Source organism: Bradyrhizobium vignae (genome assembly GCF_900324035.1).
In the GTDB taxonomy this organism is placed as follows: domain Bacteria; phylum Pseudomonadota; class Alphaproteobacteria; order Rhizobiales; family Xanthobacteraceae; genus Bradyrhizobium; species Bradyrhizobium vignae.
Window position 1 is genome coordinate 1533860 of the sequence record NZ_LS398110.1, and the last position, 25734, is coordinate 1559593.

At 59.1% G+C, this 25734-nt stretch carries 21 protein-coding genes and 4 pseudogenes; 20 read left to right on the forward strand and 5 right to left on the reverse strand.

Annotated features, from left to right (window positions below):
* Positions 1 to 38 precede the first annotated feature (38 nt).
* The 3 genes from BRAD3257_RS07375 (at position 39) to BRAD3257_RS07385 (ending at position 2076) form a co-directional block, all read left to right on the forward strand.
* Positions 39 to 557 (forward strand): hypothetical protein, encoded by a 519-nt coding sequence (locus BRAD3257_RS07375; RefSeq protein ID WP_145986959.1) that lies wholly within the window; start codon positions 39 to 41, stop codon positions 555 to 557.
* Between the two features lie 60 nt (positions 558 to 617).
* Positions 618 to 1106, forward strand: a complete 489-nt coding sequence (locus tag BRAD3257_RS07380; RefSeq protein ID WP_244607877.1) for a thermonuclease family protein — start codon at positions 618 to 620, stop codon at positions 1104 to 1106.
* Positions 1107 to 1677: 571 nt separating this feature from the next.
* Positions 1678 to 2076 carry a DUF3833 family protein gene (locus tag BRAD3257_RS07385; RefSeq protein WP_347338419.1) on the forward strand — a complete coding sequence of 133 codons (399 nt, stop codon included), beginning with the start codon at positions 1678 to 1680 and terminating at the stop codon, positions 2074 to 2076.
* Between the two features lie 9 nt (positions 2077 to 2085).
* On the opposite strand, the gene BRAD3257_RS07390 is transcribed toward BRAD3257_RS07385, so the two are convergent.
* The gene (locus tag BRAD3257_RS07390; protein ID WP_122401305.1) at positions 2086 to 2961 is read right to left on the reverse strand and encodes a site-specific integrase; all 876 of its coding nucleotides are present in this window, start codon (positions 2959 to 2961) and stop codon (positions 2086 to 2088) included.
* 1101 nt (positions 2962 to 4062) lie between these two features.
* Between BRAD3257_RS07390 and BRAD3257_RS40515 the strand changes: the two genes are divergently transcribed.
* The gene (locus tag BRAD3257_RS40515) at positions 4063 to 4326 is read left to right on the forward strand and encodes a hypothetical protein (RefSeq protein ID WP_181956130.1); all 264 of its coding nucleotides are present in this window, start codon (positions 4063 to 4065) and stop codon (positions 4324 to 4326) included.
* Between the two features lie 419 nt (positions 4327 to 4745).
* Here BRAD3257_RS40515 and BRAD3257_RS07400 read toward each other — a convergent pair whose 3' ends face one another.
* A complete protein-coding gene (locus tag BRAD3257_RS07400; RefSeq protein ID WP_160118758.1) occupies positions 4746 to 5918 on the reverse strand; it encodes a S8 family serine peptidase in 1173 nt (390 codons plus the stop codon).
* Positions 5919 to 6659: 741 nt separating this feature from the next.
* Here BRAD3257_RS07400 and BRAD3257_RS07405 point away from each other — a divergent pair.
* The 11 genes and pseudogenes from BRAD3257_RS07405 to BRAD3257_RS07455 form a co-directional block, all read left to right on the forward strand.
* Positions 6660 to 7046 (forward strand): TIR domain-containing protein, encoded by a 387-nt coding sequence (locus tag BRAD3257_RS07405; protein ID WP_122401307.1) that lies wholly within the window; start codon positions 6660 to 6662, stop codon positions 7044 to 7046.
* On the forward strand, positions 7047 to 8006 hold the full coding sequence (locus BRAD3257_RS07410) for a caspase family protein (protein WP_122401308.1): 960 nt from the start codon (positions 7047 to 7049) through the stop codon (positions 8004 to 8006).
* A gap of 96 nt (positions 8007 to 8102) precedes the next feature.
* Entirely contained in the window at positions 8103 to 8579 is a 477-nt protein-coding gene (locus BRAD3257_RS07415; protein WP_122401309.1) for a toll/interleukin-1 receptor domain-containing protein, read from the forward strand.
* A 369-nt stretch (positions 8580 to 8948) separates the two neighbouring features.
* The gene (locus BRAD3257_RS07420) at positions 8949 to 9443 is read left to right on the forward strand and encodes a hypothetical protein (protein WP_181956131.1); all 495 of its coding nucleotides are present in this window, start codon (positions 8949 to 8951) and stop codon (positions 9441 to 9443) included.
* Positions 9436 to 9825, forward strand: a complete 390-nt coding sequence (locus tag BRAD3257_RS07425) for a TIR domain-containing protein (RefSeq protein ID WP_122401310.1) — start codon at positions 9436 to 9438, stop codon at positions 9823 to 9825. The genes BRAD3257_RS07420 and BRAD3257_RS07425 overlap by 8 nt, the downstream gene beginning before the upstream one ends.
* Positions 9822 to 10817, forward strand: a complete 996-nt coding sequence (locus BRAD3257_RS07430) for a caspase family protein (RefSeq protein WP_122401311.1) — start codon at positions 9822 to 9824, stop codon at positions 10815 to 10817. Before BRAD3257_RS07425 ends, BRAD3257_RS07430 begins: the two co-directional genes overlap by 4 nt.
* A gap of 222 nt (positions 10818 to 11039) precedes the next feature.
* Complete coding sequence (locus BRAD3257_RS07435) at positions 11040 to 11960, forward strand: toll/interleukin-1 receptor domain-containing protein (protein ID WP_160118759.1); 921 nt, start codon at positions 11040 to 11042, stop codon at positions 11958 to 11960.
* 623 nt (positions 11961 to 12583) lie between these two features.
* Positions 12584 to 14224 (forward strand): toll/interleukin-1 receptor domain-containing protein, encoded by a 1641-nt coding sequence (locus tag BRAD3257_RS07440; protein ID WP_160118760.1) that lies wholly within the window; start codon positions 12584 to 12586, stop codon positions 14222 to 14224.
* 543 nt (positions 14225 to 14767) lie between these two features.
* A complete protein-coding gene (locus tag BRAD3257_RS07445; protein WP_122401314.1) occupies positions 14768 to 15130 on the forward strand; it encodes a transposase family protein in 363 nt (120 codons plus the stop codon).
* A 36-nt stretch (positions 15131 to 15166) separates the two neighbouring features.
* A complete protein-coding gene (locus BRAD3257_RS07450; RefSeq protein WP_122401315.1) occupies positions 15167 to 16624 on the forward strand; it encodes an IS4 family transposase in 1458 nt (485 codons plus the stop codon).
* Positions 16625 to 16654: 30 nt separating this feature from the next.
* A pseudogene (locus BRAD3257_RS07455) lies at positions 16655 to 17908 on the forward strand (ISL3 family transposase); the annotation flags it as partial.
* On the opposite strand, the gene istB reads toward BRAD3257_RS07455, so the two are convergent.
* The 3 genes and pseudogenes from istB to BRAD3257_RS07470 form a co-directional block, all read right to left on the reverse strand.
* Positions 17848 to 18765, reverse strand: coding sequence for an IS21-like element helper ATPase IstB (gene istB / locus BRAD3257_RS07460; RefSeq protein ID WP_347338420.1), 918 nt, complete (start codon positions 18763 to 18765; stop codon positions 17848 to 17850). The pseudogene BRAD3257_RS07455 and the gene istB overlap by 61 nt on opposite strands.
* An 8-nt stretch (positions 18766 to 18773) precedes the next feature.
* Positions 18774 to 20264: pseudogene (gene istA, locus BRAD3257_RS07465) on the reverse strand (IS21 family transposase); the annotation flags it as partial.
* Between the two features lie 104 nt (positions 20265 to 20368).
* Positions 20369 to 20827: pseudogene (locus tag BRAD3257_RS07470) on the reverse strand (helix-hairpin-helix domain-containing protein); the annotation flags it as partial.
* Positions 20828 to 21707: 880 nt separating this feature from the next.
* Here BRAD3257_RS07470 and BRAD3257_RS41895 point away from each other — a divergent pair.
* The 5 genes and pseudogenes from BRAD3257_RS41895 to BRAD3257_RS07505 form a co-directional block, all read left to right on the forward strand.
* Positions 21708 to 21896 (forward strand): annotated as a pseudogene (locus BRAD3257_RS41895) (hypothetical protein); the annotation flags it as partial.
* A 290-nt stretch (positions 21897 to 22186) separates the two neighbouring features.
* Complete coding sequence (locus BRAD3257_RS07490) at positions 22187 to 23164, forward strand: AraC family transcriptional regulator (protein ID WP_122401319.1); 978 nt, start codon at positions 22187 to 22189, stop codon at positions 23162 to 23164.
* 95 nt (positions 23165 to 23259) lie between these two features.
* Entirely contained in the window at positions 23260 to 23946 is a 687-nt protein-coding gene (locus BRAD3257_RS07495) for a nitroreductase family protein (RefSeq protein WP_244607878.1), read from the forward strand.
* 34 nt (positions 23947 to 23980) lie between these two features.
* Positions 23981 to 24526, forward strand: a complete 546-nt coding sequence (locus BRAD3257_RS07500) for a carboxymuconolactone decarboxylase family protein (protein WP_122401320.1) — start codon at positions 23981 to 23983, stop codon at positions 24524 to 24526.
* Positions 24527 to 24597: 71 nt separating this feature from the next.
* On the forward strand, positions 24598 to 25515 hold the full coding sequence (locus BRAD3257_RS07505; RefSeq protein WP_122401321.1) for an NADP-dependent oxidoreductase: 918 nt from the start codon (positions 24598 to 24600) through the stop codon (positions 25513 to 25515).
* Positions 25516 to 25734 lie beyond the last annotated feature (219 nt).

Consider the following 25734-nt stretch of genomic DNA (forward strand, 5'->3'; position numbering starts at 1 on the left):
CCCCGAGCTGGGGATGGTTCTGGAGCAAGCGCAGTACCGTGAAGAGCTATGAAAAGTGTCTGCAAGAAAACAAATCGAGCATCGTTAACTGGAAGGTCATCAGCGCGAAGTGCATCGAGAAGCTTGCAACGCCAGTGCCCGTCGAGAGTGTTGGAGTCGGGTATAAAGAAGATTACGAGACGTACCGGAACGATCAAGAAGGAGTGCAGTTCGACAAGGAGCACGCACTGTTCAGTTGGAAGCGAAACGTCGTCATAGCCAAGCCGGGCGAATACTCCATCATCGATACCTCCTACATCGCGACCTTCTCCGCAGATAACGTTCTCCTGACGAGTGTTTCCGCTGTCATTAGGTTGGAAAATGGAGAGGAGCGGACGATAAGCGCGAGCGAGGACAGTCCTGCTAAGTCCGTGTCCGCTGAGGTCTTGCCATCGGTACGCGTATCAGATTTCGGATCATCCTCTCCCCATCACACGCAGTGTAGTTCCACGAATGTTTCTAACTGCATCAGCATCCGAGTCATTTCCGCCAACGGATTCGAGATAGCGGTTGATTGAGGGCCCTCCATTCAAAAGACCATAGCAATCCGCTTCTCATTGGTAGCGACTCTCACCGGTTTGGCGACGCTCATCTACAGCGCGTGTGCTGCCTCTGATTTCGCGGGCCGCGCCAGTGTCATCGACGGTGACACCCTTGAAATTCATAGCGCTCGCATCCGGCTATGGGGCATTGATGCGCCTGAGCACGATCAACTTTGCCGTGACGAAAATAGCCTTCAGTATCGCTGCGGTGCCAAAGCCGCCAACGAGCTAGATCAGTTCATTGGTAGTCGCACCGTTACGTGCTCAGCAATTGATACCGATCGGTACGGCCGAGTGGTCGCGTCGTGCTCCGTTGAAGGCGCTGATCTTGCGGAGTGGCTTGTCTCACATGGCCACGCATTGGATTGGCCGCGTTTCTCGAAAGGCAAATATGACCAGGCACAAAAGGACGCCGAACGGACAGGGCGCGGTATTTGGGCGGGAAGCTTTGCGGCACCATGGCTATACCGAACATGCATTCGAGCCGGTGGCGCCACGATGAAATGTTCGGATGATGCGCGTTAGTAAGTCCGCGCTTCTTCGCGAATAGGCATTGGCCGTGATCAGTCGAGTTGAAGGACGTTGGTTGAAGTTGGATATGATCACTGAAGCGTCACAGTGTGTCTAAGAGGCCACTAGGTCTGCCATTCTTAGTTGGAGCGTCGGATTTCCGACTCTTCTCCGCGCGCGTTGAAGTTACGATGTATGCGCCGGGCTGAGATTAGCCGCTTGATTTTAGACCGGTGGCCGCTCGATATTACGGGCGGCCTTTCATACTTGCCGTGTGGCGATTTGGGGTCTGCCATGGACCGCAATCAATACGTCTGCACCGCGTGCGACAGGCCGCGAAAGTTCATCAGAAGCGAGCCGGCCGCCAAGCGGTACGAAATTCGATCGTATGAATGTCCATCCTGTAAGAGCATCTTGAAGATGGTTGAGCACTCCGAACCAAGCATGTTTCCTCGCTGAGGAACTTGGCGCCGAGAGGTGACTTAATGTGTTTCGGAGGACTCGCCATGGCCATCGATGCGTTCGCTGGCACCACGCCCGTGTTTCTCCCGGAGAAGTTCTTCGTCGGACGCCTCGAGGATGGGCTGTGCTTGAAAGCCTTGTCGGCGGGCTTCTTAAGCGAGCAACGATAACTGCTCACGGCGAATTGGACGCGGACACGGACACTGTCTTCTTCACTGAAACGTACACGTTCGATGACGGCCATAGCGACACGCTACGCTGGACGATACACAAGGTGGCCGAAGGTCAATACACAGGCCATGAAAATCGGCTGGAAGGCGAAGCCACGGGCGAGCAAGCCGGATGCGCCTTCCATTGGAAGTACACGCGCGACACGCCGCAGGGCGATGGGAAGTCGTTTAAGCTGAACTTCGATTATTGGTTCTATGGAATCGACAATAAAGTCTGCATCGTTCGCGGTAGCGCGGGGCGAGCGGGCATTCCATTCGCGACCGCGCATGTTACTTATCGGAAGTTCCCATAGCGGATAACTTCAAGCTGCCACGCGATTCAGCTTCTTGAAGACCGCGCTTGACGTTGCGTGAGCATATCTAAGCAGCATTGTTGCATCTCGATGACCGCTTATCGTCGCGACCTCTGGAATAGTTAGTCCTAGTTCGAAGAACCGGCTGATTGCTTCATGACGAAGATCATGAAATCGCAAGTCGTCGATTCCCGCACGTTCCGTAATGCGATCCCAAGATAAATGTATCGCGTTCCCTGTCATCGAAAACACGCGCCCTTCGATCGAGCATCGCCTTGGCAACGCCTTGACGGCATCGTTTGAAAGCGGAATCGTTCTCGCATGACCGTTCTTGGTGACGGGAATGGTTAGAAGCCGCCTTTTAAGATCGAGGTCTTTCCACTGCATATCGGCGATTTCGCCCCTCCTCATACTGGTAGCGAGCGCGAATTGGATTATCTGCGCAATTGCTCGGTTTCGGCATAACCGAGTGGCTTTCAGTAACCTGTGCAATTCTCCGGGTCTTAGGCGGCGAGTGCGCATCCGCATTTTCGCGGAGAAGCGAAGAGCCTTGATAGGGTTGTTCGTGATCGGGAGAGCCCAATCGCGCTTTGCGACTTCGAACATGTGCTGGATTGGGTTCAACTGTCGCTTAAGCGTTGTGGGTGCGACGCAAGCCAGTCGGCGGTCGCGATAACGTGCGAAGTCGGTGGTCCCCAACTGCGAGAGCGGCAATTTGCAGATTGGATCGCGGAGCATCTGCGCGAGCACGGAGTCTTCGATTTTCCCGCCACGCTTCTTAGGGGTCACCTCCGCGCGATAGCGGATCATAAGGTCGACTAACTTGACGGTCTTCAGAACGCCGCTGTCGGCCGGCAGATCGGAACGGTCAGCCCGAATCTCCATCTGCCTCGCCCAAGCCTCAGCATCCTTTTCGAAGGAAGGACTTGGACACGGCCCCCGAGCCTGCCCGCCGGACCTGAACCTGCCATTTTTTGCCTCGCTGCCTGATCGTGGCCATGTGTTTTTCTCGCTGTGACACGGTTGTGACAGCGAGCTTTTCGGGCGCTGGGGCAGGAGGGCCTAAATCGCTGGAAACGCCTTCATTTTGGCTTTTCCAGGCTGGCGCACCCGACACGATTCGAACGTGTGACCTTTGCCTTCGGAGGGCAACGGTCAGTCAAGGCTGGGAGGCGCCCAGTGCTTTCCGAATAGAAACTGCGCAGCCAGCGGAGTGGTCTCGGCAATTGTGGCCGGCTGTACGAAGGTGTCGACGAACATGAGCCACTGTTCGATTTTTCCCGAATTCTGCCGCTTTAGTCAGATACCGAGGTTCGTCACGCTTCCAAGTACGCCACCAAATGCATTCATAAGAGCTTAGCGCGGATCTAGCGGACTGCCTCATGCGAAGGACGGGATAAGATATCGTAGGTTTGGTTGGTGTGGGGAAAGGCGGTAGCGCTCCCCCGCTACCAGAAAAACAAGCTTTTTTGCGCCGAGCGACTCTCATCTACAATTCGGTACCACCTTCCGTACCACCAATCTCTATCTGAGCAGAAGTTGGTGCTCAGGCTAAACGCCTGTTTTTTCAAGGAATCCATCGCCCCGAATCCGGCGGCTCGTACGGAGGGTTCGAGGAAGACGCGTGCACGCGTCGAAGAAGAGGGCTCATGACGGGCCTTTGGGTGGAGCGACGGAGCCCCTGGGGCAGCAGCATGACGACGCCCGGGACGTGTTCGACATCGACTCCGCGCGCGTTGTCCATTCCGGATCCTTCAGGCGTCTGCAGGGCAAGAACCTGATTCCTCAATCTCGGCGACAGCGACTTCTACCGGACGCGCCTGACCCATTCATTGGAGGTGGCCCAAATCGCCGGCGGCCTGGAGCCGGCAGCTCGCGAAGACCTACCACGATCATAAGGCGGTCGATCACCTGCCCCCGTAGCCTCATCCAGACGTCGGGTTCTGTCGTGACCTCGGTCACCCACCTTTCGGCCATGGCGGCGAAGTGGCGCTCAACTACTGCATGCGGGATGCCGGCGGCTTCGAGGGTAACGGTCAGACGCTTCGGATCCTGTCGGGGCTGGAAAGCTTCTCGAGCGAGCACGGCGCCGACCTGACGCGCCGGTCCTTGCTCGCCATCCTCAAGTATCCTGTGCCATTTTCCAAGGTCTCGAGCTCCGACATCAGACCGGCGCGGTACGAACACGCAACCTCGATACTGACGCTCGACCCTTCCAGTTGCAAGCCTAGCGCTCGCGCCGTTACCTGACAGCCCGCGAATGGCAGCGCCCTATCCCAAGCTTTGGCCTGAGACGATAAGAGGCCTCATGGTCCATTCCGCGCGTTGGACACCAGCCATGCTGAAGAGGTGGGATGGACAAACAAGTGCCGCCGCGCAGGATCTATTGCGCCGGTTCGGGTGGGGTGTTCCCAGCGAGGAGCGAATGTTAAGATCGGTGAACAACGTGCTGACGTTGATCGAACAGGACCGACTGTCTCCATTTTCGCAAAAGCCGGGTCGGGCCCCACCTACAACCGTGGGGACAATGCGACAATGAATGGAGCGAATCCGGCTAATTCAGTCGACCGGCGCGATACACATGCAAAAGCGAAAGTTGATCGCGAGCGGGGCGACCGTCGGCAAGCGGAGCGATGCCCGACGCAAACAAAAATAAAGGCCTCGATATTCTATCCGGCAGAACGCGACTGCACAGATGTCTTGAGCCCTTCTGGTGCACGAGGCATCCCCATGCCCACGTCAGCCTGCACATGAGATTGGAAAGGGCCGAAGTTTTCGTCGGCACTGTTTTCCATCATTCGAAGCACCCGCGCGGAAGTTGCCGCCCCGGACAAACGAGCTGCTTGCCAGTAGAGCGCTGCCAAGCCCGCAATGTGCGGGCAGGCCATGCTCGTGCCGCTCATCACAGCAAGTTCTTCATGAATTCCCGCAGAAAGCACGTTGACGCCAGGACCGACAAAACTCGGATGAATGTTCGAGAATGGCGCGACCGCAAAAGTTTCGTCGATTGCTCCGACCGCGATCACGCTCTCGGCTTCGGAAGGACTGGCCTTCTCGACCACATAAGTGGGACGACCGCTCTCGTTGCCGCTGGCCGCGATCACCAGCGGATCATAGCGCTGCTTTCGCCTGCTCCGGAGTTCTTCCATCCAGGCGTCGAATACCCTGATGTTGTCGCGGAAGGCGGTCAGGGCCATCGACGTGGCGGTCTTGTCGTGAACTCCCTTGCCGATCAACGTGCCGCGATAACCGACGAAGTCGAAACCAAGCGACATCGAGATCACGTCGACCCTTTCCGCGACCGCCCAACTGAGGGCCTCGAGCAATGCCGCCGAACCGCGGTCTCCACCGATCGCCTTGGCGATCAGAAGCCTGTCGATCTTGGGTGCTACGCCGATACGGACGCCATCGACGACCCCGCCGCAGATGGTGGCTGCGCAATGGGTGCCATGACCCCGGCTGTCCTCCGCCGTGCCAAAGCCGTGGACGCCGTTCGGCTTTCCAGTGAAGTCGGCTTCCAGAATGGCGTCTTGTGGAATGTGAGCGAACGCCGCATGCGAACGCTTGATGCCCGTGTCGATCACGGCCACTGAAACACCCGCGCCGTCGAACTTGCTCAGATCAACGCCCATCGCGCGAAGTCCCCAAGCGATGCCTGCCTGCCTGCTCTGTCTCAGAAGCTCCTGCGCGTCAGCTGGTTCGCACGAAAGAGGCTCGATCAAGGACATGGGCATCGGGGGGGCAGCGGTCTCGATATCTCTCCAGTCCTGCAACCCATCCCGCACGTCGGCCTGTTCCACACCAACTTTCAGGTGATCGTGCGGCGGAGTTTCGTTCGCCACCGCGGTCCTCGCGATCGGCTCCGGCGACCTGCTTGTATCTGCGCGCGCTTGGCGGGAGCGCCGTACGACCAACCACTCGTTCATCACCTTCCTCGCGGCTAGTTGACTCGTGCGGCAACATCGTCGTCGAGTTCAAAGTACCTGATCTCGTCCGTTTGTCGAATCTCGACCACTGCGAAATGTCGGTCAGCCTCTCTACTCGCCGCTGATCCGCGCAGGCGGCACCGCGCAGGCTGCGCGCAAAGAATGAGCCCACGCTCGGAATTGAGATCATGCTGCTTGTTCTTATGCCCGGCTCCCTAAATCAACCGGTTCGCAAGCCCCGCGCGGCCTGTTCCCGCGGACTAGCGCGAGTGTTGACCATCAGAGCGACGATGCGGACCTTTGATTCGAGAGCGGGCCGATCGTTGCGCGGGAAAGCTTGTGCCATTTCGCGAATGATTGCGTGCTCGGAAAGCCCTGCGCAGCAACCTTGATCTATCCACGAAATTCCATGATGCGCTGGTAACCTCATCGTCATTTTAGCGACTAGATTGAACCGCACGGCCGCCTTGCTCCGCAACATATCGCCTTGGCACCCGCCAAAGCCAATCAACTACGCAAAATTGCCTGGGCGCAAGCTGGGGATTCGCCTAGGGCGCAACGTGGACGACGGGGTGTATTCCATGACGACAGCGTGATTCTGGGGGCGCACTCACCTCGTGGGGTCCCGCCCCGACCACGGCGGCTGTAGGAGAGAAAATGGCGCGTACAAACCGTATATTCATCAGCTTCGCCATGGAGGACGAATGGGCCAGAATCAGGCTCGGAGGCCAGGCCAAGAACGAGCGGACGCCGTTCGACTTCGTCGACATGTCGGCCAAAAAGCCGTGGGACGAGGCTTGGAAGACTCAGTGCCGTTCCCGCATCAAGGGATGCGATGGAGTCATCGCTCTGGTGAGCAACAACACCGCGGGTGCCACGGGCGAACTCTGGGAGATCAAGACAGCCCGGGAAGAGAGAGTTCCCGTCATGGGCATGTACATCAGCCAGGACAATCGACCGGTTTGGCTCCCGCCCGAACTGAGTGGCGTGCTCGTAGTCGATTGGACCTGGGACAACATCAAGAACTTTCTGGATAGAATATAGATGGCAAAGCGCGCGCTCTTAGTCGGCATTGACGACTACCACAACGTCGCACCTCTTGCCGGTTGCGCAGCCGATGCCAGAGCAATGGCGGCGATCCTCAAGAAGAACGACAACGATAGTCCCAACTTCGATTGCCGCTTGCTGACGTGTTCGGCCGGCGAGCCGATCACGCGGGCGGTCTTGCGCCGGAGCTGGTCCGAGCTGTTTCGAGATTTCGATGGAGACGTTCTGTTCTACTTCTCGGGACACGGCTATCCGACGGAGCTGGGCGGATATCTGGTTACTCAGGAGGGGACTCCCGACGATCCCGGACTTGCGATGAATGACGTCGTGCACCTCGCCAACCTTTCGAGGGCCCGGAGCGTGCTGATCATCCTGGACTGTTGCCACAGCGGCGCGGTCGGAAACTATGCGGACTTGCAATCGAGCAATCAGTCTCCACTGAAAGAAGGCGTGACGATCCTGGCAGCCTCGCGGCCAGGCCAAGCCGCGTTCGAGTTGGACGGCCACGGCGTCTTCACGCGACTGTTGCTCGGGGCGCTGCGCGGAGGAGCGGCCGACGTGCGGGGCCGGGTGTCGGCTGCTTCGATCTATGCGTATGCCGAGGCCGCGCTCGGCGGCTTGGATCAGAGGCCCATGTACAAATCGCACGCAGCGCGGTTGGAGCCCGTCCGGATTTGCGAAGCGAAGGTCGAGGATGCACTCCTGCGCGAACTCCTGGTGTTCTTCCCCGAACCGGATGCGGAATATCGCCTTGATGAGACGTACGAAGAGACGAATAGCGCAGCGAAGCCCGAGCATGTCGCCGTCTTCAGGAAATTCAAGATCTTGCAGATCGCCGGTCTGTTGAAACCCAAAGAGGGTTTCGACCTGTTTTGGACCGCGGAGCGGTCGGGCTTCGTCCAGTTGACGACGCTGGGGATCTTCTATCGCCAACTGGCTTCAGCAGGTCGGCTCTGAAGCTGTTAGACTTCACGCTATCTCGCACAACGCGATCGCCGTATCGCCTTTGGACCGCCCACGGGTTGAACAGATTCGCAATCTCGAAGGAAACAAATGAAGATCTTCATTTCGCATCAAAGCGCCGATTCAACACTCGCCGGGGACATCGCTCACCGTCTCAGGATCACTCATCAAATCGATTGCTATCTAGATCTGATCGATCCCGAGGCGTCGAAAACGGGGGACAAACTGGGGGAGCATCTGAGAGAGCAACTCGGCCTATGCACCCAACTGCTCGCGGTGGTGTCGCAGAACACCAAGTCTTCTTGGTGGGTGCCATGGGAGATAGGCATTTCCACTGAGAAGGACCAGCCGATCGCCACGTACGCGGGCGACAACACCACGCTGCCCGAGTATTTGAGGAAGTGGCCGTATCTGCGATCGATGGTCGAACTGGACGGATACGCACAGGTGTCGAAGGCTGCGGATCGGACTTTTACCCGGGAGAGACCGTTCAAGGTCGAAGCCCGCGCACGCCAGACCGCTACCCAACAATTCTACCGCGATCTCAGGGCTCGCCTAGGCCAATAGTCGAGCCGCCCATCGCGTCACGATCGATCGTATCGGAACTTTGCCTTTAGGAACCGACCGGGCCGAAGACCGCGGAAATGCCACTTGCTTCGCTGGCCGCAGGGTGGCGCGCGATGTCGTGATGACGGTTCGCATTCGCGCGAGAGTGTGAAATCGGCGATCGCATTCATAGAAGCGATCAGGTCCGGCAATCAGTGCCGCCGCCGCCGGATCCGGAGGCTCTAAAGCGGACGGTGCCGGATCATCGCCATGTCGAATCCATAATCGCGCGCAAAAGACCGGGAGGCCAAACAGCGACTGAGGGCCTGAAGAGCGCGAAGGACCGCTATTCGTGCAGAATTTCACATCCAAATGAGATAGATTAACCTCATGAAAGTGGGTATCACCGGCCATCAGGAACGGGAAGGTGTAGACTGGGGCTGGGTCGGTGAAACCCTGATGCACGAACTCGCCAACCTCACCGGGGTCAGGCGTGCATTTTCCTCGCTTGCCGTTGGAAGCGATCAGGTATTCGCCCGTGCGGCCATGTCCGTCGGAATACCCGTGACCGCTGTGATTCCGGTGAATGGGTACGACAGATTCTTCGCGCCCGACGCGCGGGCCGAATATCGGCGTCTCCTAGGCATGTGCGACGTCACGAACCTCGGCTGGACCGGCGACGACCAGGAAGGTTTCTTCGCGGCCGGCAAATTCATCGTAGACAAAAGCGATCTGTTGTTCGCGGTCTGGGACGGGAAGCAATCAAAGGGAATCGGTGGTACGGCCGACGTGGTCGCATTCGCACTTGCCAAATCGAGGCGAGTGATCCACATCGATCCGATCTTGCAGCGTGTTGCGCACATTGGGGCGGACAATCATGGCTAAGACGAAAGTTTTCGTGAGCTTCGACTACGATCATGACGAGACTCTGAAGGACTTCCTGATCGGTCAATCCAAACTGAAGGACAGCCCCTTCGAGCTCGCCGACTGGTCGATCAAGGAAGCGCTCACAGGCAATTGGAAGGAAAAGGCGCGCAAGCGGATCAAGGCCGTCGACGTCGTCGCCGTAATCTGCGGCGAACACACGGACAAAGCGACCGGCGTGAGCGCGGAGGTCCAGATCGCGCAGGAAGAGAAGGTGGACTATTTCCTGCTGGCCGGTTACGCCAAGAAGACGAACCGGAAGCCGACCGCCGCCAAAGCAACAGACAAACTGTACAACTGGACTTGGGACAATCTGAAGACGCTGATCGGAGGCGGCCGTTGAAGAAGGCGCTCGTCATCGGTATCGACGATTATGCGGTCAACCCACTCCAGGGTTGCATCAATGACGCGAAAGCCATCGCCGCCATCGTCGAAAAGAACGGCGACGGTTCGCCTAACTTCTCGATTCGCCTTCATACTTCCGATAAGGAGGAGGTCACTTCGGCACTGTTGAACGACAAGATCGCCGAGCTCTTCAAGGGCGACGCCGACGTCGCGCTTCTCTACTTCGCCGGTCACGGGATCATCAACCCCGCAACGAACGCCGGTCACCTGGTAAGCCAGAACGGTTCGAGGGGAGCGTGGGGCATTTCGCTCGCCGACATACTGAACATAGCGAACACCGCGGCTCCCCGCATCAAGTCGAGCGTCATCATCCTCGACAGCTGCCATTCCGGATACGCCGGCGAAGTACCCGGGCTCGGCAGTCAGGCGGTAGCGGCGATAGGCGAAGGCGTCACGATCCTGACCGCTTGCCATCGCGAACAAACCGCTGCGGAGTCGGACGGTCACGGGCTGTTCACGAGCATCGTGCTCGACGCGCTGAGTGGCGGCGCAGCCGACATTTGCGGCCGGATCACTCCGGCGTCGGTTTACTCTCACGTCGACCAGACGTTGGGGCCTTGGGAGCAGCGCCCGATTTACAAGGCGAACGTGCAGACCTTCGTGACGTTGCGCGAGGTCGCCCCAAAGGTGCCCAAAGAAGTCCTCCGCCGTCTCCCGACCTATTTTCCGGATGCTGCATACACTTTCGCGCTCGATCCGTCATACGAGCGCGACAGATCGAACTTCACGGAAGAGATGAAGGCGAAGTATCCGGTCAACGAAACGAACCAGCAAATCTTCGCCGAGCTCCAGCAATGCTACCGGCATGGCCTGGTGGTTCCGGTCGATACCGTCCACATGTATTACGCTGCGGTCGAATCGAAGGCCTGCAAGCTTTCAGCGCTTGGGGCTCATTATCGCAAGCTGGCGGTGATGCAGCGAATCTCCTGATTTGTTGTGGCGCTGGCCGCCGATCTCGCCGTCTTCCCCAAAACCGTGTCCGCCGGCACTTTGCACGAAGGCGGCGACTGGCGCGCCTGACCGCTTTCGTCCGAGCAGAATGGTACTCTGATTAGGTGTCGCTGGTGGCGACACAGAGCAGCCGCCATTCGTATCCCGGCCCTATCGAGTGGTATAGTGCGCTCCAAACCGAATCGCCAATTCGGAGGTCGAGTGACTGACTTTTTCGTGAGCTACAATTCCGCGGACGAAGTCTGGGCGATATGGATCGCCTACGTTCTTGAAGAACATGGATTGACCACGTTCCTCCAGGCTTGGGATTTTCGGCCCGGAACCAACTTCGTGCTCCACATGCAGAACGCGGCAGCCGATTGCGACAGAACGATCGCAGTGCTCTCTTCGGCTTATCTAACATCGAAGTTCGCTCAATCCGAGTGGGCGGCCGCGTTCGCGGAGGATCCGGAAGGGCAGAAGGGCAAGCTGCTGCCCGTGATGGTGGAGAAATGCTCGCCCCCCGGTCTCCTCAAATCGATCATTCACATCGACGTCGTCGGCGCCGACGAGGAGGAGGCGCGGCGCCGTCTTATTCATGGTGTTCGGCCCGGACGGAGCAAGCCGGCGGTCCGACCGCCATTCCCGGGTGCCGTCCGTCCCAAGCCGGCTTTCCCCGCTGTTGCCTCGTCCAGAGGGGCCTATGTGCCTAAAATTCCCAAAGCCATGACTGACGTCGACAAGAAGCGTTTCATGCGCAAGACCTTCGAAAGACTAGCCGAGGGCTTCGAGCGATCGCTTGCCGAACTCGCCGGCAGTGAAGATGCCGTTGAATTCGATTTCGACCGACGATCATCGGTCGAATTCACCGCCGAGGTGTTTCTCCGAGGGAAAAGCATTTGCCGCTGCCGCATTTGGCAGGGAGGGCCGATTTCGGGCGAAGGCATATCGTATGCGGAGGGTTCTCTTTCCGGGAACGCCACCAACGAGATGCTAGTGCTCGCTCAGGGGGATGATATTGCTCTTTCTGCTTTAATGAGCGGTTTCCATAGGTTCGAAGATGGCGTTGATTCCAAACGCTTGACGCCGGACCAGGCGTTCGACTACCTATGGCGCCGCTTCGTCTCCCCGTTGGAGCGGTGAAAATCAGAACAATGTTTCTGCCAATGCGCTTCGGTGATTGAGCAACTCGAGCCCGGAGAAGTTGCTGCCGTGCTCTCCCAATCGGAGAATGTTCGTCCTCAAGACAGCCCGCGGATAGAGTCCGGCGGCCCGCGTTCGTCGCAGGCAACGACGAGTCGTTCCCGGTCGGCTGGCCGCCGCCCAAAGCGGTTTCCTGTGGTAGAGACTTTTCGGTAATTCGTTCGAGGTCTCCCGATGATTGGTTCAAAAGAGCTGGTCGGAAAGCCCCAATATCCGCCATCAGAGTACGCCAAGGCGGCGCATCTGCCACGATGCTCGAGACTATGCGAGTTCACCTGAACGCCCCTACCTTCGTGGATTCCAAATTCTATCATTTGTGGTGGGCCCGGTCGGGCAGTGGAATGCCGACATTCAATGCAGATTATGCGGTCGCTTGAGCGCGCCGGTAGTCGACATATTTCATCGCAGGCCAGCAACACAAAGTCGGCGCCGTGCGTGCGAGTACGATCGTAGCCTACCTTTATAGATTTCGGCAGTTCCTAGGGATTCCCCTTGGGCGCGCGGGCTCTTGGGAATGTAAGCTATCTGCGAAAGGGGGTTTTCGTCGCGAAAGGAGGTCCCTTGTGTCCGAAACGTTATCCGAAGTGCCAGCGCAAAGTGTCGCGGCTGTGAACGTCAATCCGGTGCGGCTCTTTTTTTCGTACGCTAGAGAGGACTCGGACATCGTCGCGGCATTCTACAAGGCTTTTGAAGACCTCGGCGACTCTGTCTTCCGCAACATCCGCGTTTTTCGCGACACGTCATCCGTCGCCGCAAGCATGTTGATCTCCGCGACGATCCGCGAAGCTTTGGAGGAGACGGACTATCTCGTCGTCTTCTACACCGGTACGTTGAAACGAAGCCATTCTTGGACCGGCATCGAAGTTGGCTTTTTCGAAGCGTTGATGGAAGCGGACATCAAGCGAGAGAAGTCGACAAGCCGCAAGATCATCCCGATCTACATCGACCACCCGCCGACGGCACTCAATGAAATTCAAGGCATCTCGATCAATATCGAGAAGCAGGATCTCAATCTCGGGACGGATGACTACAAAAAGAGGGTGTTGGCCGACCCCGATACCGCGAACGGCCTGTTAGCAAGATTTCTCAAGGAGGTCGCCCACAAGGCCGAAGAGGGCCTGCCTCCTCTCGCCAACCGAGACCCTGTCAGCATCGACGGAGAGACCGCCGCACGAATCAAACGGATCGAAACGGAGATCGTGCCCGGGATCAAAGTCGCCATGTTCCACTGTCTCGGCAACCGTGTAGCACGGAGTTCAATCGAACAACGGCTCATAGAGATCGAATTCTTCGAAGCAAGAGATGCGCCCCGGGCGCCGGGCATCCCCGACACCGCCAAACTCACGGAACAGGGTGGAGCGTTCGGCCTTTTCAAGATCGATCGCTTGGACGGGATGATCCTTTGGAAGGACTTCTGCGGCGAATTGACAAAGCAGAACAGTGCCGACGCCGCTGCGACGATCCGGGCCATCGAACGGGTCTTCGAGACTGCCTTGTCCGAAGGGTCGAACGTCGACAACGACCAACTCGTCCGGGCACCAAAGGACGGCAAGCTATACCGAGTGCTCGTGACCAGACATTTTGATTATTTCAACGGACGCAAAGTCGTCCATATGTATTTCATCGAAAAGCTGAAGCGGGGTGACCATGGCAAGGCTGAAACGGTCACCTTGCTGGCATTTCTGAACGTCGCGGCGCGCTACAGGGCCATCTTCATCGAAGCGGATAGCGCCATCTCGCCCGAAGCCTTCAAGTTGGAGACCGATCCCCTAGAACTGCAATCCAAGGTTCGTCTGCTGCAGAAGGAGATCATTCTGATCGAAGACGACGCGGCTCAGATGAAGCTCGACGATCACGCAGCGCTGCTCACGCTTCATGGAAACAGGGCCAACGTTGCCGACGCGTCCGAGAATACGACGACATGGCAGACCATTCGGCGCGAACTTTTTGACGCCTCGGCAAGGATATTAGCGGTTCAGGGAACGGACGCCGCATACCCTCAGGCCAGAAGGAACTTCCTCAAGGTGCTCGATTCCTTCGGAGAAGCCGCCAGAAAGATCAACACGCAGATTGCATCGCTCTCGATGGAACAACTAGCCCGGTACTTCAAGAACGCCAAGCGGCGGAAAGGTAAAGCAGCTTCTCGATCGAGGGCGCCTGCCAAAACAAAACGGGCGTCTCCAAAAAAGCGTCCGAGGGCCTGAGAGCATTCCATTGATCGGATCATTGCCCAATGGAGACGCATGGCTTTGCGCTCGTTCAACCAGACATGCCCAACGTGGAATCTGAACGTACCATCAAGGTCTGCTCCGCGATGCGTCCCTACCAGCGGCAGGTCAGCGCAGCAGACGACGGATCCCGGCTTCCGTGTCGCATGGGGCGCTTTAATAGAATTTCGGAGCCGCTCCGCGATTTCGTAGGTGGTTCTGACTCGTCCGGTCCGTTGATCTAGAATGGCTTTCGAATCCAACTTCCCGAATGGGCCTTCCGCTGAACAATCGAACTCCGGGCAGTAAAGCCCGGTTACGCCACGCTCCAGAACTCCCTCGGCAACGACGCCTCTTTCCCGAAGGATCAGGATGGGCAAGCCCAACTGGTAGGCCATCGCAGGCTCGATGTGACTATACGGGCTTGTATGTCAATCGGCGTTCAATTTTGACCCCTCATCGGCGTCCAATTTTGGCTCTGACTCACTTTTGATGCAGTTTGGGAGATGTCTGGCGCTTTGATTGGGGAGAATCAGCGCCATGCAGCAAGCACTCCAGCGTTCCAGTCTGGTGCCGCGTGGGTTTGTTGTAGAGAGTGCGTACTACGAAGGCGATAAGGCCGTTATTGTGGTCCGGGCGTCTGGACGCATTGGTCTGTGTCCGTCGTGCGGAACGGTTTCCCGACGCGTCCATAGCCGGTATCGACGACGCGTGACCGATCTGCCGCTTTCGGGGCGGATCGTGCAGCTCCTGGTGATCGCTCGCCGCTTCCGCTGCGATGCCGTCCTCTGCGGGCGCCAAATCTTCACTGAGCGCTTCGCCGACTTTCAATTACCCATAACTTTGACCACTCGGGCTGATCCGCTGATCGGCGAAATCTTGAATCGAAAGAATCACTTGTGATTCCTTTCTGAGCACCTGATTCGCGAGGGGTGCTCTATGGGGCTGACATTAAGAGATCGATCGGCAAAAGGCTGTTTGCGGTCCTTGGAAGGCGAATGTTGGATTGATCGAGAGAGTAGTGGATGCGAGTTTAGGGACGCGCGGCTCGGCGACAGATTCCGCAAACTGCTCACGCAGATTGGAAGCGCCATGGGACAAAGCATTCCGCTCGTCTGCCAGGATTGGGCGAATACCAAGGCAGCCTACCGCTTCTTCTCTAACGACCGGGTCAGCGAAGTGGACATTCTGGCGGGCCATTTCCAATCGACACGTGATCGTGCCGCCGCCACTGAAGGTCTCGTTCTTGTGCTGCACGATACAACCGAGTTCAGCTATCAACGCGAGAAGTCAGAAGCGATCGGCATCACCAAGAGCATAAACAGTGGACGGGATAAGGCAGGTCGCCTCAGATCGCACACGGTTTGCGGCATCCTGATGCATTCGAGCCTCGCGGTTACAATTGAGGGGGTGCCGCTGGGGTTGGCGGCCGTTAAGTTCTGGACCCGGAAGAAATTCAAGGGGACGGCAGCGCTTAAAAAGAAGATCAATCCGACCCGGATTCCCATCGAGAAAAAGGAAAGCGTCCGGTGGTTGGAAAATCTCAAGCAGTCTACGCAACTCTTGGATCATCCGGGACGATGCATCCATATTGGTGATCGCGAGAGTGACATCTACGAGCTCTTCTGCGCAGCACAGGAGATCGGAACTCATTTCCTGATCAGGACCTGCGTCGACCGCTTGGCTGGAGACGGGGATCACACGATCGCCGACGAAATGGACGAGGTCGCCGTCAAAGGGCTCCATCGCATCGAAGTCAGAGACAGCAACGGCGATCCCGACCAGGCCATTCTTGAGATCAGGTATCGCAAGATTCGCGTCCTGCCGCCGATCGGAAAGCAGAAGCGCTATCCCGCTCTGACCCTGACGGTGATCCATGCCGAAGAGCGCGGGACGCCGAAAAACAGAAAGAAGATCGATTGGAAGCTGATCACAGACCTGCCTGTTGGTTCCCGCACCGACGCCATTGAGAAGCTGGAATGGTATGGTTTGAGATGGAAGATCGAGGTGTTCCACAAGATCCTCAAATCGGGCTGCAAAGCTGAGGAGTCGAAGCTCAGGACCGCCCAGCGTCTGACCAACCTGATCTCGCTCTTTTGCATCCTGAGTTGGCGGGTCTTCTGGATGACGATGCTCAACCGTTCCGCCCCAGACGCGCCGCCAACCCTCGCGTTGACTGCGACTGAAATCGGCGTGCTCGATCGCCTCGTCAACGACAAACCAAAAGCAAGACGGAAAACGCTCTCGCACTATCTGATCAAGATTGCCCGGCTCGGCGGTTATCTCGCCCGCGCCAGCGATCCGCCGCCCGGCAATACGGTCATGTGGCGCGGGCTGTCACGCCTCACCGACATCGCGCTGGGCGCCATGGTCGGAGGAGAATTTGTGGGTAATTGAAAGCTTCGCCGAAGGGGTACTGCTCCCTCGGCGCGACGCACGGCGAGGCTGGACTCTATCGTCCATCACCTCGGTCTGGCGCTTGGCGGTCGACCGGCAGCAGACTTCGCAAGACGGCTGGTGCTGCCAGTGAGCAAAGACACGCTCCTACGCGTGGTCCGACGCCGTAGCCGTCCGCTGGCTGACCCGCTCAAGGTTATCGGCATTGATGATTGGGCGTGGCGGCGCAATCACCGGTACGCCAGCATCATCTGCAACCTGGAAAGGCGCCGGATCGTCACGCTGTTGCTGGATCGGGAGCCCGCAACCGCCCAGGCCTGGCTGGCCGCTCATCCCACAATCGCGATCATCGCCCGTGACCGTGGTGGGGGCTATGGCGAAGCTGCGGCAAAGGCTTTGCCGCACGCGGTACAGGTCGCGGATCGTTGGCACCTGATGGAGAACGCCAGTCGGTCCTTCCTCGATGCGGTCCGCAAATCGATGCGACAGATACGTACTGTCATCGGTGCGACCACGATCGATCCCAAGCTGCTAACAGCCGCCGAACGCCTCCAGTATGAGGGTTATCTGCGCCGCGAGGAGGCCAATGCGGCCATCCTGGCTCTGTCGAAGAACGGCATACCTATCAAGCAGATCGTGCGCCAAACTGGCCATAGCAGGAAGCTGGTACGGCAGGTGATCCGCGGCGAACGTAATGATGTCTTCCGGACCCGGCAGAGTTCGCTCGATCAGCACCTGCCGTGGCTCGACGATCAGTGGGCAGCTGGCTGCCGAAACGGCACTGAACTCTGGCGTCGCCTAACGGCGCGTGGCTTCCGAGGCTCGCTCCGCGTCATCAGCGAATGGGCGACGCGCAGACGACGGGCTGAAAAGGCCGACGCACAGAACCTTCAGCGGATTCCGTCGGCCAGAACGATCGCGCGCCTCATGACAATCGGGCGGGATTTGCTCACGAAAGCGGAGACCATCACGGTGGCGGCGATCGAAGCTGGCGTACCGAACCTGGTCGAGGCGCGCGAAATTATCGCCGAATTCCACTTGATGATCCGGCGCAAGGCCGAGGCGGGCCTCACCCTGTGGATCGACCGGGCTCGCGCTAGTCTTGTCTCCTCGTTCGCGAGCGGCGTCGTGAAGGATGAAGCGGCGGTTCGAGCGGCAATCACGTCGCCCTGGTCGAACGGACAAACCGAAGGACAGATCACTCGCCTCAAGCTCGTCAGACGTCAAATGTACGGTCGCGGCAAAATCGATTTGCTGCAGGCCAGACTGATAGGTGCTGAATGAGTAAGCTGCACCAAAATTGCGTCAGAGCCCAATTTTGACCCCTTCGGGCGGCGGGTTTTACTGGTAGCGCTCGTCTCGTCGGAGCTGGCCGGGATAGCGGAGGCGAGACGAGCGCGGGTGGCGTGATCGTCGTCTCGGCTCTTGAACCGCCAGCTATCGTTGCCGGTCTCGACGATGTCGCAGTGATGGGTCAACCGGTCGAGCAGCGCGGTGGTCATCTTGGCGTCGCCGAACACACTCGGCCATTCGCCGAAGGCGAGATTGGTGGTCACGATGACGGAGGCGCGCTCATAGAGCCGGCTGACGAGATGGAACAGAAGCTGGCCGCCGGACTGGGCGAAGGGCAAATAGCCGAGTTCATCCAGCACGATGAAGTCCATCCGGGTCAGATGCTCGGCGAGCCGACCTTGCCGTCCATTGCGGGTCTCAGTCTCGAGGCGATTGACGAGGTCGACGACGTTGAAGAAGCGGCCGCGAGCTCCGGATCGGATGCAGCTTCTGGCGATGGCAATGGCCAGGTGGGTTTTGCCTGTGCCGGTGCCGCCAACCAGCACGACGTTGCGCTGTTGGGCGATGAAGCCGCCGCCAGCGAGATCATTGACGAGAGTCTGATTGATCGGCGTGCCGTCGAACTGGAAGTCGGCGATGTCCTTGGCCAACGGCAGCTTGGCAATGGTGAGCTGGTATTTGATCGACCTGGCTTGCTTCTCGTTGATCTCGGCGTTGAGCAGGTCGCCGACAATGCGCTGGGGTTCGTGCTGGCGCTTGACGGCAGTTGCCATGATCTCGTCGAAGGCAGCCTTCATGCCGTAGAGCTTGAGCTCGCCCATGAGGTCGAAGATTTGGGTTCGTTCCATCAGATGGTCCTCCGGAGGTTGTCGTAGCGGGCACAATCGGCGATCGGTGCATGACGGAGCGTCAGCGCGGCCGGCGTCATGATGTTGGCCGGTGGGGTGGGTTCACGTTGACGGGCCAGGATATTGAGAACGACATCGGCGGAATGGACGCCGTGACCGAGCGCTTCGGCACAGGCCGCTTCAACCGCGGGCAGACCGTCCGTCAGCACCGCGTTGAGGATGTCGACCATCTGCCGATTGCCATCGTCGGTGCTGGCAAGCTTGCGCCGGATCCGCTCGATCGCGGCCGGCAGCACCAAGTCTTTGAAGGGAGCACCGTTGCGCAAGGCGCCGGGTTTGCGGGCGAGCACCGGCACATAATGCCAGGGGTCGTAGACGGTATCGCCACGGCCAAAGGATCGCGGGTGCTCGGCAACGATGCGTCCATCCTGACGGATCACGATGCGATCGGCATAGGCTTGAACCTCGACCGGTCGTCCGACGGCGCTGGCTGCGACCGAGTACTTGTTGTTGTCGAAGCGCACCAGGCAGGTCTTCAAGACCGATGCCGTCACCGCATGGAAGCCGTCGAAGCGGCCGGCATAGGGAACGAGTTTGGGGCGTTCGGCTTCGAACACTTCCCAGATCGTCTGATCGGCCAGCTCCGGATGGCGATGAGCCTTGGCGTAGGCGATGCATTTGTCGAGCAGCCAGGCGTTCAACTCGTCGAGGTTTTTGAACCGCAGCCGTGGCGTGAAGAAGCGTTCCCTGACCAGCCCGACCTGGTTCTCGACCTGACCCTTCTCCCAGCCCGACGCTGGCGTGCAGGCGACCGGATCGACCAGATAATGGCTGCACATCTGCAGGAAGCGGCGATTGTAGAGACGCCCTTTACCGACGAAGATCGTCTCTACGGCGGTCTTCATGTTGTCGTAGATGCCGCGGGTGCAGGTGCCCTTGAATAGCGCGAACGCCCGATCGTGAGCGTCGAACACCATCTCCTGCGTCTCCCGCGGATAGGCCCGCGCGAACAGCATGCGGCTGTGCCAGAGCCGGACGTGAGCGACCTTCACGACCACCGTGGTGCCGCTCAATAGGACCACCTCGTGGCTCCAGTCGAACTGGTAGGCTTCTCCTGGCGCGAAGCTCAACGGGACGTAAGCCGCAGCGGTTGACTGACCGCGTTCCTTGCTCCACCGCCTGGCGTAACGACGCACCGCATCGTAACCGCCGTCATAGCCGCGGTCGCGCAACTCTTCGAATATCCGGATCAACGTCAGCTGCTCGCGCGCCGATTTGGCCGCGTTCGCCGCCAGCAGCCCATCGAGCTCCGATGCCCATCGCCCCAGCTTGGGCCGCGGCTGCACCTGCCGGTCGTACTCGAAGGAGGTCTCTCCCGACCTCAGCACCTTCCGGACCGTGTTCCGCGACACCTTCAGGTCACGGGCGATCTCCTTGATCGTCTTGCCCTTGATGAAGTGCTCGCGCCGAATCCGCGCAATCGTCTCCACGACCAGCATCCTCCACCACCTGCTTTGTTACGAAGCAGGCAGCGCAACAGACCAACCTGTAGGGGGTCAATTTTGGACGCCGATCCCCCGGCTTAGGGGGTCAATCTTGCAGGCCGAATGACAGCCAGGTTCTGCAGGATATTTGGTCTGCAGAGCGGCGCCGAGGCCCTTGGCCTTCTTGATGCGGCCGTCCTTCGCCGCGGCTTCCAATTCCGCGAGCGAGGCGATGCCGAGATCCTTATACAGGCGCAGCACCTTCTCCGGACGAAGACCGGGCACAGCGAGCATCTCGATCACGCCCTCGGGGATCTCCTTCCGCAGCTTTTCGAGGCTGGATGACTGCCCGTCTTGTGCAGCTTCTCGATGATGTCGGCTATCGCGTCGCCGACGCCCGGGATCTCCGTAAGACTGTCTTCGGCGACAAGCACGTCCAGAGGGACGGCAAGAGCCGCCAGGCTATCGGCAGCCCGCGAGTACGCTTTTGCCCGGTACGGATTACCGCCTCGCAACGCTGTGCGCTGCGCGTATTCTCGCAGGAGACTTGCCACAACGCGAGCGTCGAGCGCTGGCATTCAGGGAGCCTCCCAGTCCGCACTTTGCGTCGCCGTTGGAGCAAGGCTACCACCGGGACGGTCACTCGGCCGGCGATCGAGAGAGTTCTCGAGCTTCTGGGCTGCGCGAAGTCCTCAAGGTGATGGATATTGGGACCGTAGGCAGCCTCCCTCTTGAGGAGATTGTAGATCCGATCGGCCACCAGCTGCAGATGCTTCATGCTGCCCCGCGGCATGGATCTCGCTTTGCAGAGAGCTCGCACCGCGTAGGCTCGGAAGTAATCGAATGCGTCTGACATGATGTCAGTAAACGTCGGCTCTTGCCGAGAGTTCGATGGGCTCTAAGAAGGACGGTATTGTCCTTCGGCCCCCGTTGCAGCCTGGCGCAAACGCGAAAGATTGCGAACCAGCGGGCCGTTGGAACTCCTCGACGCCTAGGAAGTTGCGAGACTCGTAGATTAAGGTAGGTAGACTGCCCACCGTCGGTCCCAACTCGGCGGCGGGTTTTTTGTGAGTCGTGTAGAGTGGCAAAGCGTACACCGCCAAGAAGCCGCGAAAGGCGGCAGCGGGCCAGAAGGAAGTGCTGATGTCGATCGAGGGCAAGATGCCGGCGAAGGAAACGGCGAAGAAGCCGTCGGCTAAGCCGCAGCGGAAGTCGGCGTGAGCCGAAGTGTGTTGCTTCCGACTTCGCGCGGATCAACTTCAAGCGGAAGCTTTCCGAGCGCGGTATCGCAGTTTCGAGAAGGTCTGAAACGAACCGCGTCGAGGTCGCTCTCCTAACCTTCCGGAACTATTGAAGTCCGTGTGCGCGGGACCAGCGAGAGCCGCTCCAGCGCGTGGTTGAGCGCGCGAGTTCGAACTTCGACAATGTCCGGCACGTTGCCGTGCGCATGAACTTCCTTTGGAGCACTTGGCGGACGGACTGATCGAGGCCGAGATGCCGCTGCCTAAGCCGGTACGGTTGCTTGGAGTTTCGCTCGCCTCGCCGCAGATGGTGGCCGCCGCAGAGTCGCAGCCTGTCGAGCGCCGCGCTGGCGGAAGCAGCGCGAGACGCTGGAAGCCCCGCCTGCGGCGAGCGCACGAACGATGAATTTGCCTTAGTCCTCTAGCGCTTTAGGGACCCGATGACCGTGCCGAACCTGTCGGTCTACAGCGTGATCGACTGCGGGAAGCTGCTGCGCAGCCGGACCTTCTCAGCGAGTCCTGAGCACCCATTTCAAAATAGAGATTGATCATCACTGAACTCACCGCCGATATGAAGGCACTCGGCAAGTGAGCGTCCTGGCCTTCACCGCGATCAACAGGGACAGAACGCCAAGCCTTTGGTCGCGGGAGCCGCTAAGCTGATATGTTCCGTCGCGATTCACGTCTTGAGGTCTTATGTCTCAAATCGACTGGTTGAGTCATCTGCTGCAGATCATCAGAGTTACCGGCCAACTTGAGGTCCGCTGTGCCTACGGCGCACCATGGCGGATTATCTGGCCCAAAGCGGCGGCGAACGAGATCCCCTACCATGTCATAGTCAAGGGTCGCGCCATTTTCGAAGATCCTGATACGAGGACGGTGCAGGAGCTTGGGAGCGGAGATATTGTGCTGCTTCCTCACGGATCATCGCATACGCTGCACGACGGCAGCGGAAGAACGCCCGTCAGCACGCACCAGAGCAGGGGCTCCGCTGGATGGATGTTGAGCGAGAACGATGAACCCGGTGAGCGGCTCGATCTGCTCTGCGGACGATTTTTCGTCGTACCACCCCACGATCGACTTATCCGCAACTACCTGCCAGCACATCTGGTCGTGCGGGCTATGAAGAAGCATGGAGAAGAGGACATCGGCTCGGCGTCGAGTCAACTTTCCGGACTGGTCGGCCTGATGCGAATGGAGTCGGCTGGTGACAGAGCGGGAGGACGCGCCATTCTTAACGCGCTTTCTTCGGTCTTGTTCACCCTGGTTCTACGCGCCGCGAGCGAAGCCGGCAAATCCACCGAAGGCTTGTTGGCCCTTGCCGGCAATCCGAGATTGGCAGCGGCCATTGCGGCGATGTTCGCGGATCCGGCGCGACCTTGGAAACTTCCCGATCTGGCCGATCTATGCGGCATGTCACGCGCTACATTCATGCGCCAGTTTCAGGACAAGTTAGGCCGCTCCGCCCTCGACCTGTTGACCGATCTTCGCATGAGCATGGCCGCCAACGAGCTCAAGAATCCAAGGACTAGCACGGAGGCTGTGGCTGAGATGGTCGGGTATCAATCCGTTTCGGCATTCCGGCGTGTGTTTGCCGAGCGGATGGGGATGACACCGGGGGAATGGCGCCGACTGGAGCACAACGGCGATGAGGCTGGGCCGCCGTCAAAATGATCCTTTTGAGCATCAAATTGAGCAAATAGAGGCTCGAAACGATCATTCACAGCGGTAAATTGGCCTCCGTCATCACTTGATAACGGAGACACCAAATGAACCACACCGCTACAACCGCTGCCGCTGCCGATCCGGAAACCTCCGGCTGGCTCGCGGGGAAGCTTCCGACAAATGCCGTCATCGAGACCATTCTGAGCCGCAGTGCTGCGAAGTACTATGACTCGGCCGCTACCCTGAGCGATGACCAGATCCGCGACCTGGTGCGGATCGGTACTTCAGCGCCGACTTCCTTCCATCTGCAGAACTGGCGCTTCGTCGCCGTGCGCTCACCCGAAGCGAAGGCGCGACTGCGTCCGATCGCGTGGAATCAGCCCACAATCACCGAGGCAGCCGTCACCTTCATCATCATCGGCCAATTGGCCGATGCCAGCACCGTCCCTGAGCGCCTGGCGCCGGTCGTGGAAGCCGGAATCATGCCGGCACATCTGGTGCCGGAATGGGAGGGGCCTGCGCGCGGCCTGTACGACAATCATCCGCAGCGCCAGCGCGACGAGGCCGTGCGCTCCGCGAGTTTCGGCGCCGCAGCCATCATCTATGCAGCCCGCTCGCTCGGCCTCGGGTCGACACCGATGATCGGCTTCGATGCGGAGGCCGTGCACAGAGAGTTCAGCCTGGCCGAAGACGAAATCGCGGTCATGCTGCTGACCGTCGGGCCGGAGCGGCCCGGCAACTGGCCGCAGAAGCCGCGCCTGCCCGTGGCCGATGTGCTGCACTTCGCATAACCAACCCTGAAATCAATCACCAAGGAGAAATACCATGGCCAGAGCTGCTGCTCTGAAGCCCGAACACGTTCCGGCTGATTCGAGACCGACCCTCGATATGTTCACCAAGAACATCGGGTTCACGCCAAACATGATGGCGACCTTCGCGCAAAGCCCGATCGCGTTCAACGCGTGGGCCGCACTGCTAGGCTCCTTGAGCAAGGCGCTCGACGTCAAGACGCGGGACAGCATCGGCCTTGCCGTCTCCGAGGTGAACGGCTGCAACTACTGCCTGACGGTGCACAGTTTCACGGCGGAGCACATGGCCAAGCTGCCGGCCGACGACATCGTTCTCGCCCGAAAGGGTCACGCCAGAGACCCGAAGCGGGATGCCGCCGTCCAGTTTGCACGCAAGATCATCGAGAGCCGTGGTCACGTCACGGACGCCGATCTGCAAGGCGTCCGCGACGCCGGCTACACGGATGCGAACATCATGGAGATCGTCGCGCTCGTGGCCATGTACTCGCTGACGAACTTCTTCAACAACGTGTTCCATCCCGACAGGGACTTCCCCGCGGTGGCACCGGTCGGCTCGATCTGAGCACGATCCTCGCGGCTCGCAGACCGGGAAGCACGGAATCTGAAAAAACATCACACATACAGGAGTCGAAGATGAAGGCGATTATTGTGACGGATCAGGCTGCCGGATTTGGCGGGATGAAACTGGTGGACCGGCCCGACCCTCAACCTGCGATCAACGACGTCATAGTAGCGGTTCACGCATCGGGATTCGTTCCGACCGAATTGGAGTGGCCCTCGACGTGGACCGATCGTCGCGAGCAGAACAGAACTCCGTCGATCCCTGGGCACGAATTCGCCGGCATAGTCGCGGCGCTTGGCTACGGCACGGCGGGACTGTCAGTGGGACAGCGGGTATTCGGCCTCGCCGATTGGTACCGCGATGGCTCGCTCGCTGAATATATTGCCATCGAGGCACGCAATCTCGCGCCATTGCCGGGTGACGTCGATTTCAAGGTGGGCGCGAGTCTGCCGATCTCGGGCTTGACCGCATGGCAAGGGCTCTTCCAGCACGGCCGTCTCCACGCAGGCCAGAGCGTGCTTGCGCACGGTGCGGCCGGCGCGGTCGGTTCTATGGTGGTTCAGCTCGCACGAGAGGCCGGCGCCTATGTCATCGGAACAGGACGCGCGGCCGACCGGCAGAAAACGCTCGACTTCGGCGCGAATGAATTCGTCGACCTGGAGAACGACGCCCTCAAAGATGTCGGTAGCGTCGATCTTGCCTTCGACGTCATCGGCGGCGATATCCAGAAGCAGTCTGCAGCCGTCGTCAGAGCCGGAGGGACCCTGGTGACGGTCGTCAGCCCGGCGGAGGCTCGGCCGCGAGACGGTTTGGCCATCGACTTCGTTGTGGAGGCCGACCGTGGTCAATTGAGTGAGATCGTCCAGAGGGTACGGGACGGAAGACTGCGGACAAACATCGGAAAGGTCTCCTCCCTCGACGATGCGGTCGCCACCTTCAACTCGGCCCAGCGACGTCAAGGTAAGACGATCATTCAGGTCCGCTCCTAAGAGCTGAGGACGGAGGGTTCAGTTCTCCCAGAGAGTCATGGCTCCGCTTGGATCGTGGCGATTGTCTTGCCACGAATCCAGGCGAAATCTGTGATCGTCAGTACGGATTGGCAGCGCGTGGCCAGCGGACATAACTATGAAGAAGGTCGTCAAGAAGATCCGGCAACTCGCGCACGCGTGTCGAAAAAAGTCTCGGTAGCTGAAGCCGCCGTCTATTCG

Coding starts and splice junctions, on each gene's coding strand:
- BRAD3257_RS07390 (WP_122401305.1), bottom strand. CDS start 2,961: ATGGAGATTCGGGCTGACCGTTCCGATCTGCCGGCCGACAGCGGCGTT.
- BRAD3257_RS07405 (WP_122401307.1), top strand. CDS start 6,660: ATGGCGCGTACAAACCGTATATTCATCAGCTTCGCCATGGAGGACGAA.
- BRAD3257_RS07410 (WP_122401308.1), top strand. CDS start 7,047: ATGGCAAAGCGCGCGCTCTTAGTCGGCATTGACGACTACCACAACGTC.
- BRAD3257_RS07415 (WP_122401309.1), top strand. CDS start 8,103: ATGAAGATCTTCATTTCGCATCAAAGCGCCGATTCAACACTCGCCGGG.
- BRAD3257_RS07420 (WP_181956131.1), top strand. CDS start 8,949: ATGAAAGTGGGTATCACCGGCCATCAGGAACGGGAAGGTGTAGACTGG.
- BRAD3257_RS07425 (WP_122401310.1), top strand. CDS start 9,436: ATGGCTAAGACGAAAGTTTTCGTGAGCTTCGACTACGATCATGACGAG.
- BRAD3257_RS07445 (WP_122401314.1), top strand. CDS start 14,768: ATGCAGCAAGCACTCCAGCGTTCCAGTCTGGTGCCGCGTGGGTTTGTT.
- BRAD3257_RS07450 (WP_122401315.1), top strand. CDS start 15,167: ATGGGGCTGACATTAAGAGATCGATCGGCAAAAGGCTGTTTGCGGTCC.
- istB (WP_347338420.1), bottom strand. CDS start 18,765: ATGGAACGAACCCAAATCTTCGACCTCATGGGCGAGCTCAAGCTCTAC.
- BRAD3257_RS07490 (WP_122401319.1), top strand. CDS start 22,187: ATGTCTCAAATCGACTGGTTGAGTCATCTGCTGCAGATCATCAGAGTT.
- BRAD3257_RS07495 (WP_244607878.1), top strand. CDS start 23,260: ATGAACCACACCGCTACAACCGCTGCCGCTGCCGATCCGGAAACCTCC.
- BRAD3257_RS07500 (WP_122401320.1), top strand. CDS start 23,981: ATGGCCAGAGCTGCTGCTCTGAAGCCCGAACACGTTCCGGCTGATTCG.
- BRAD3257_RS07505 (WP_122401321.1), top strand. CDS start 24,598: ATGAAGGCGATTATTGTGACGGATCAGGCTGCCGGATTTGGCGGGATG.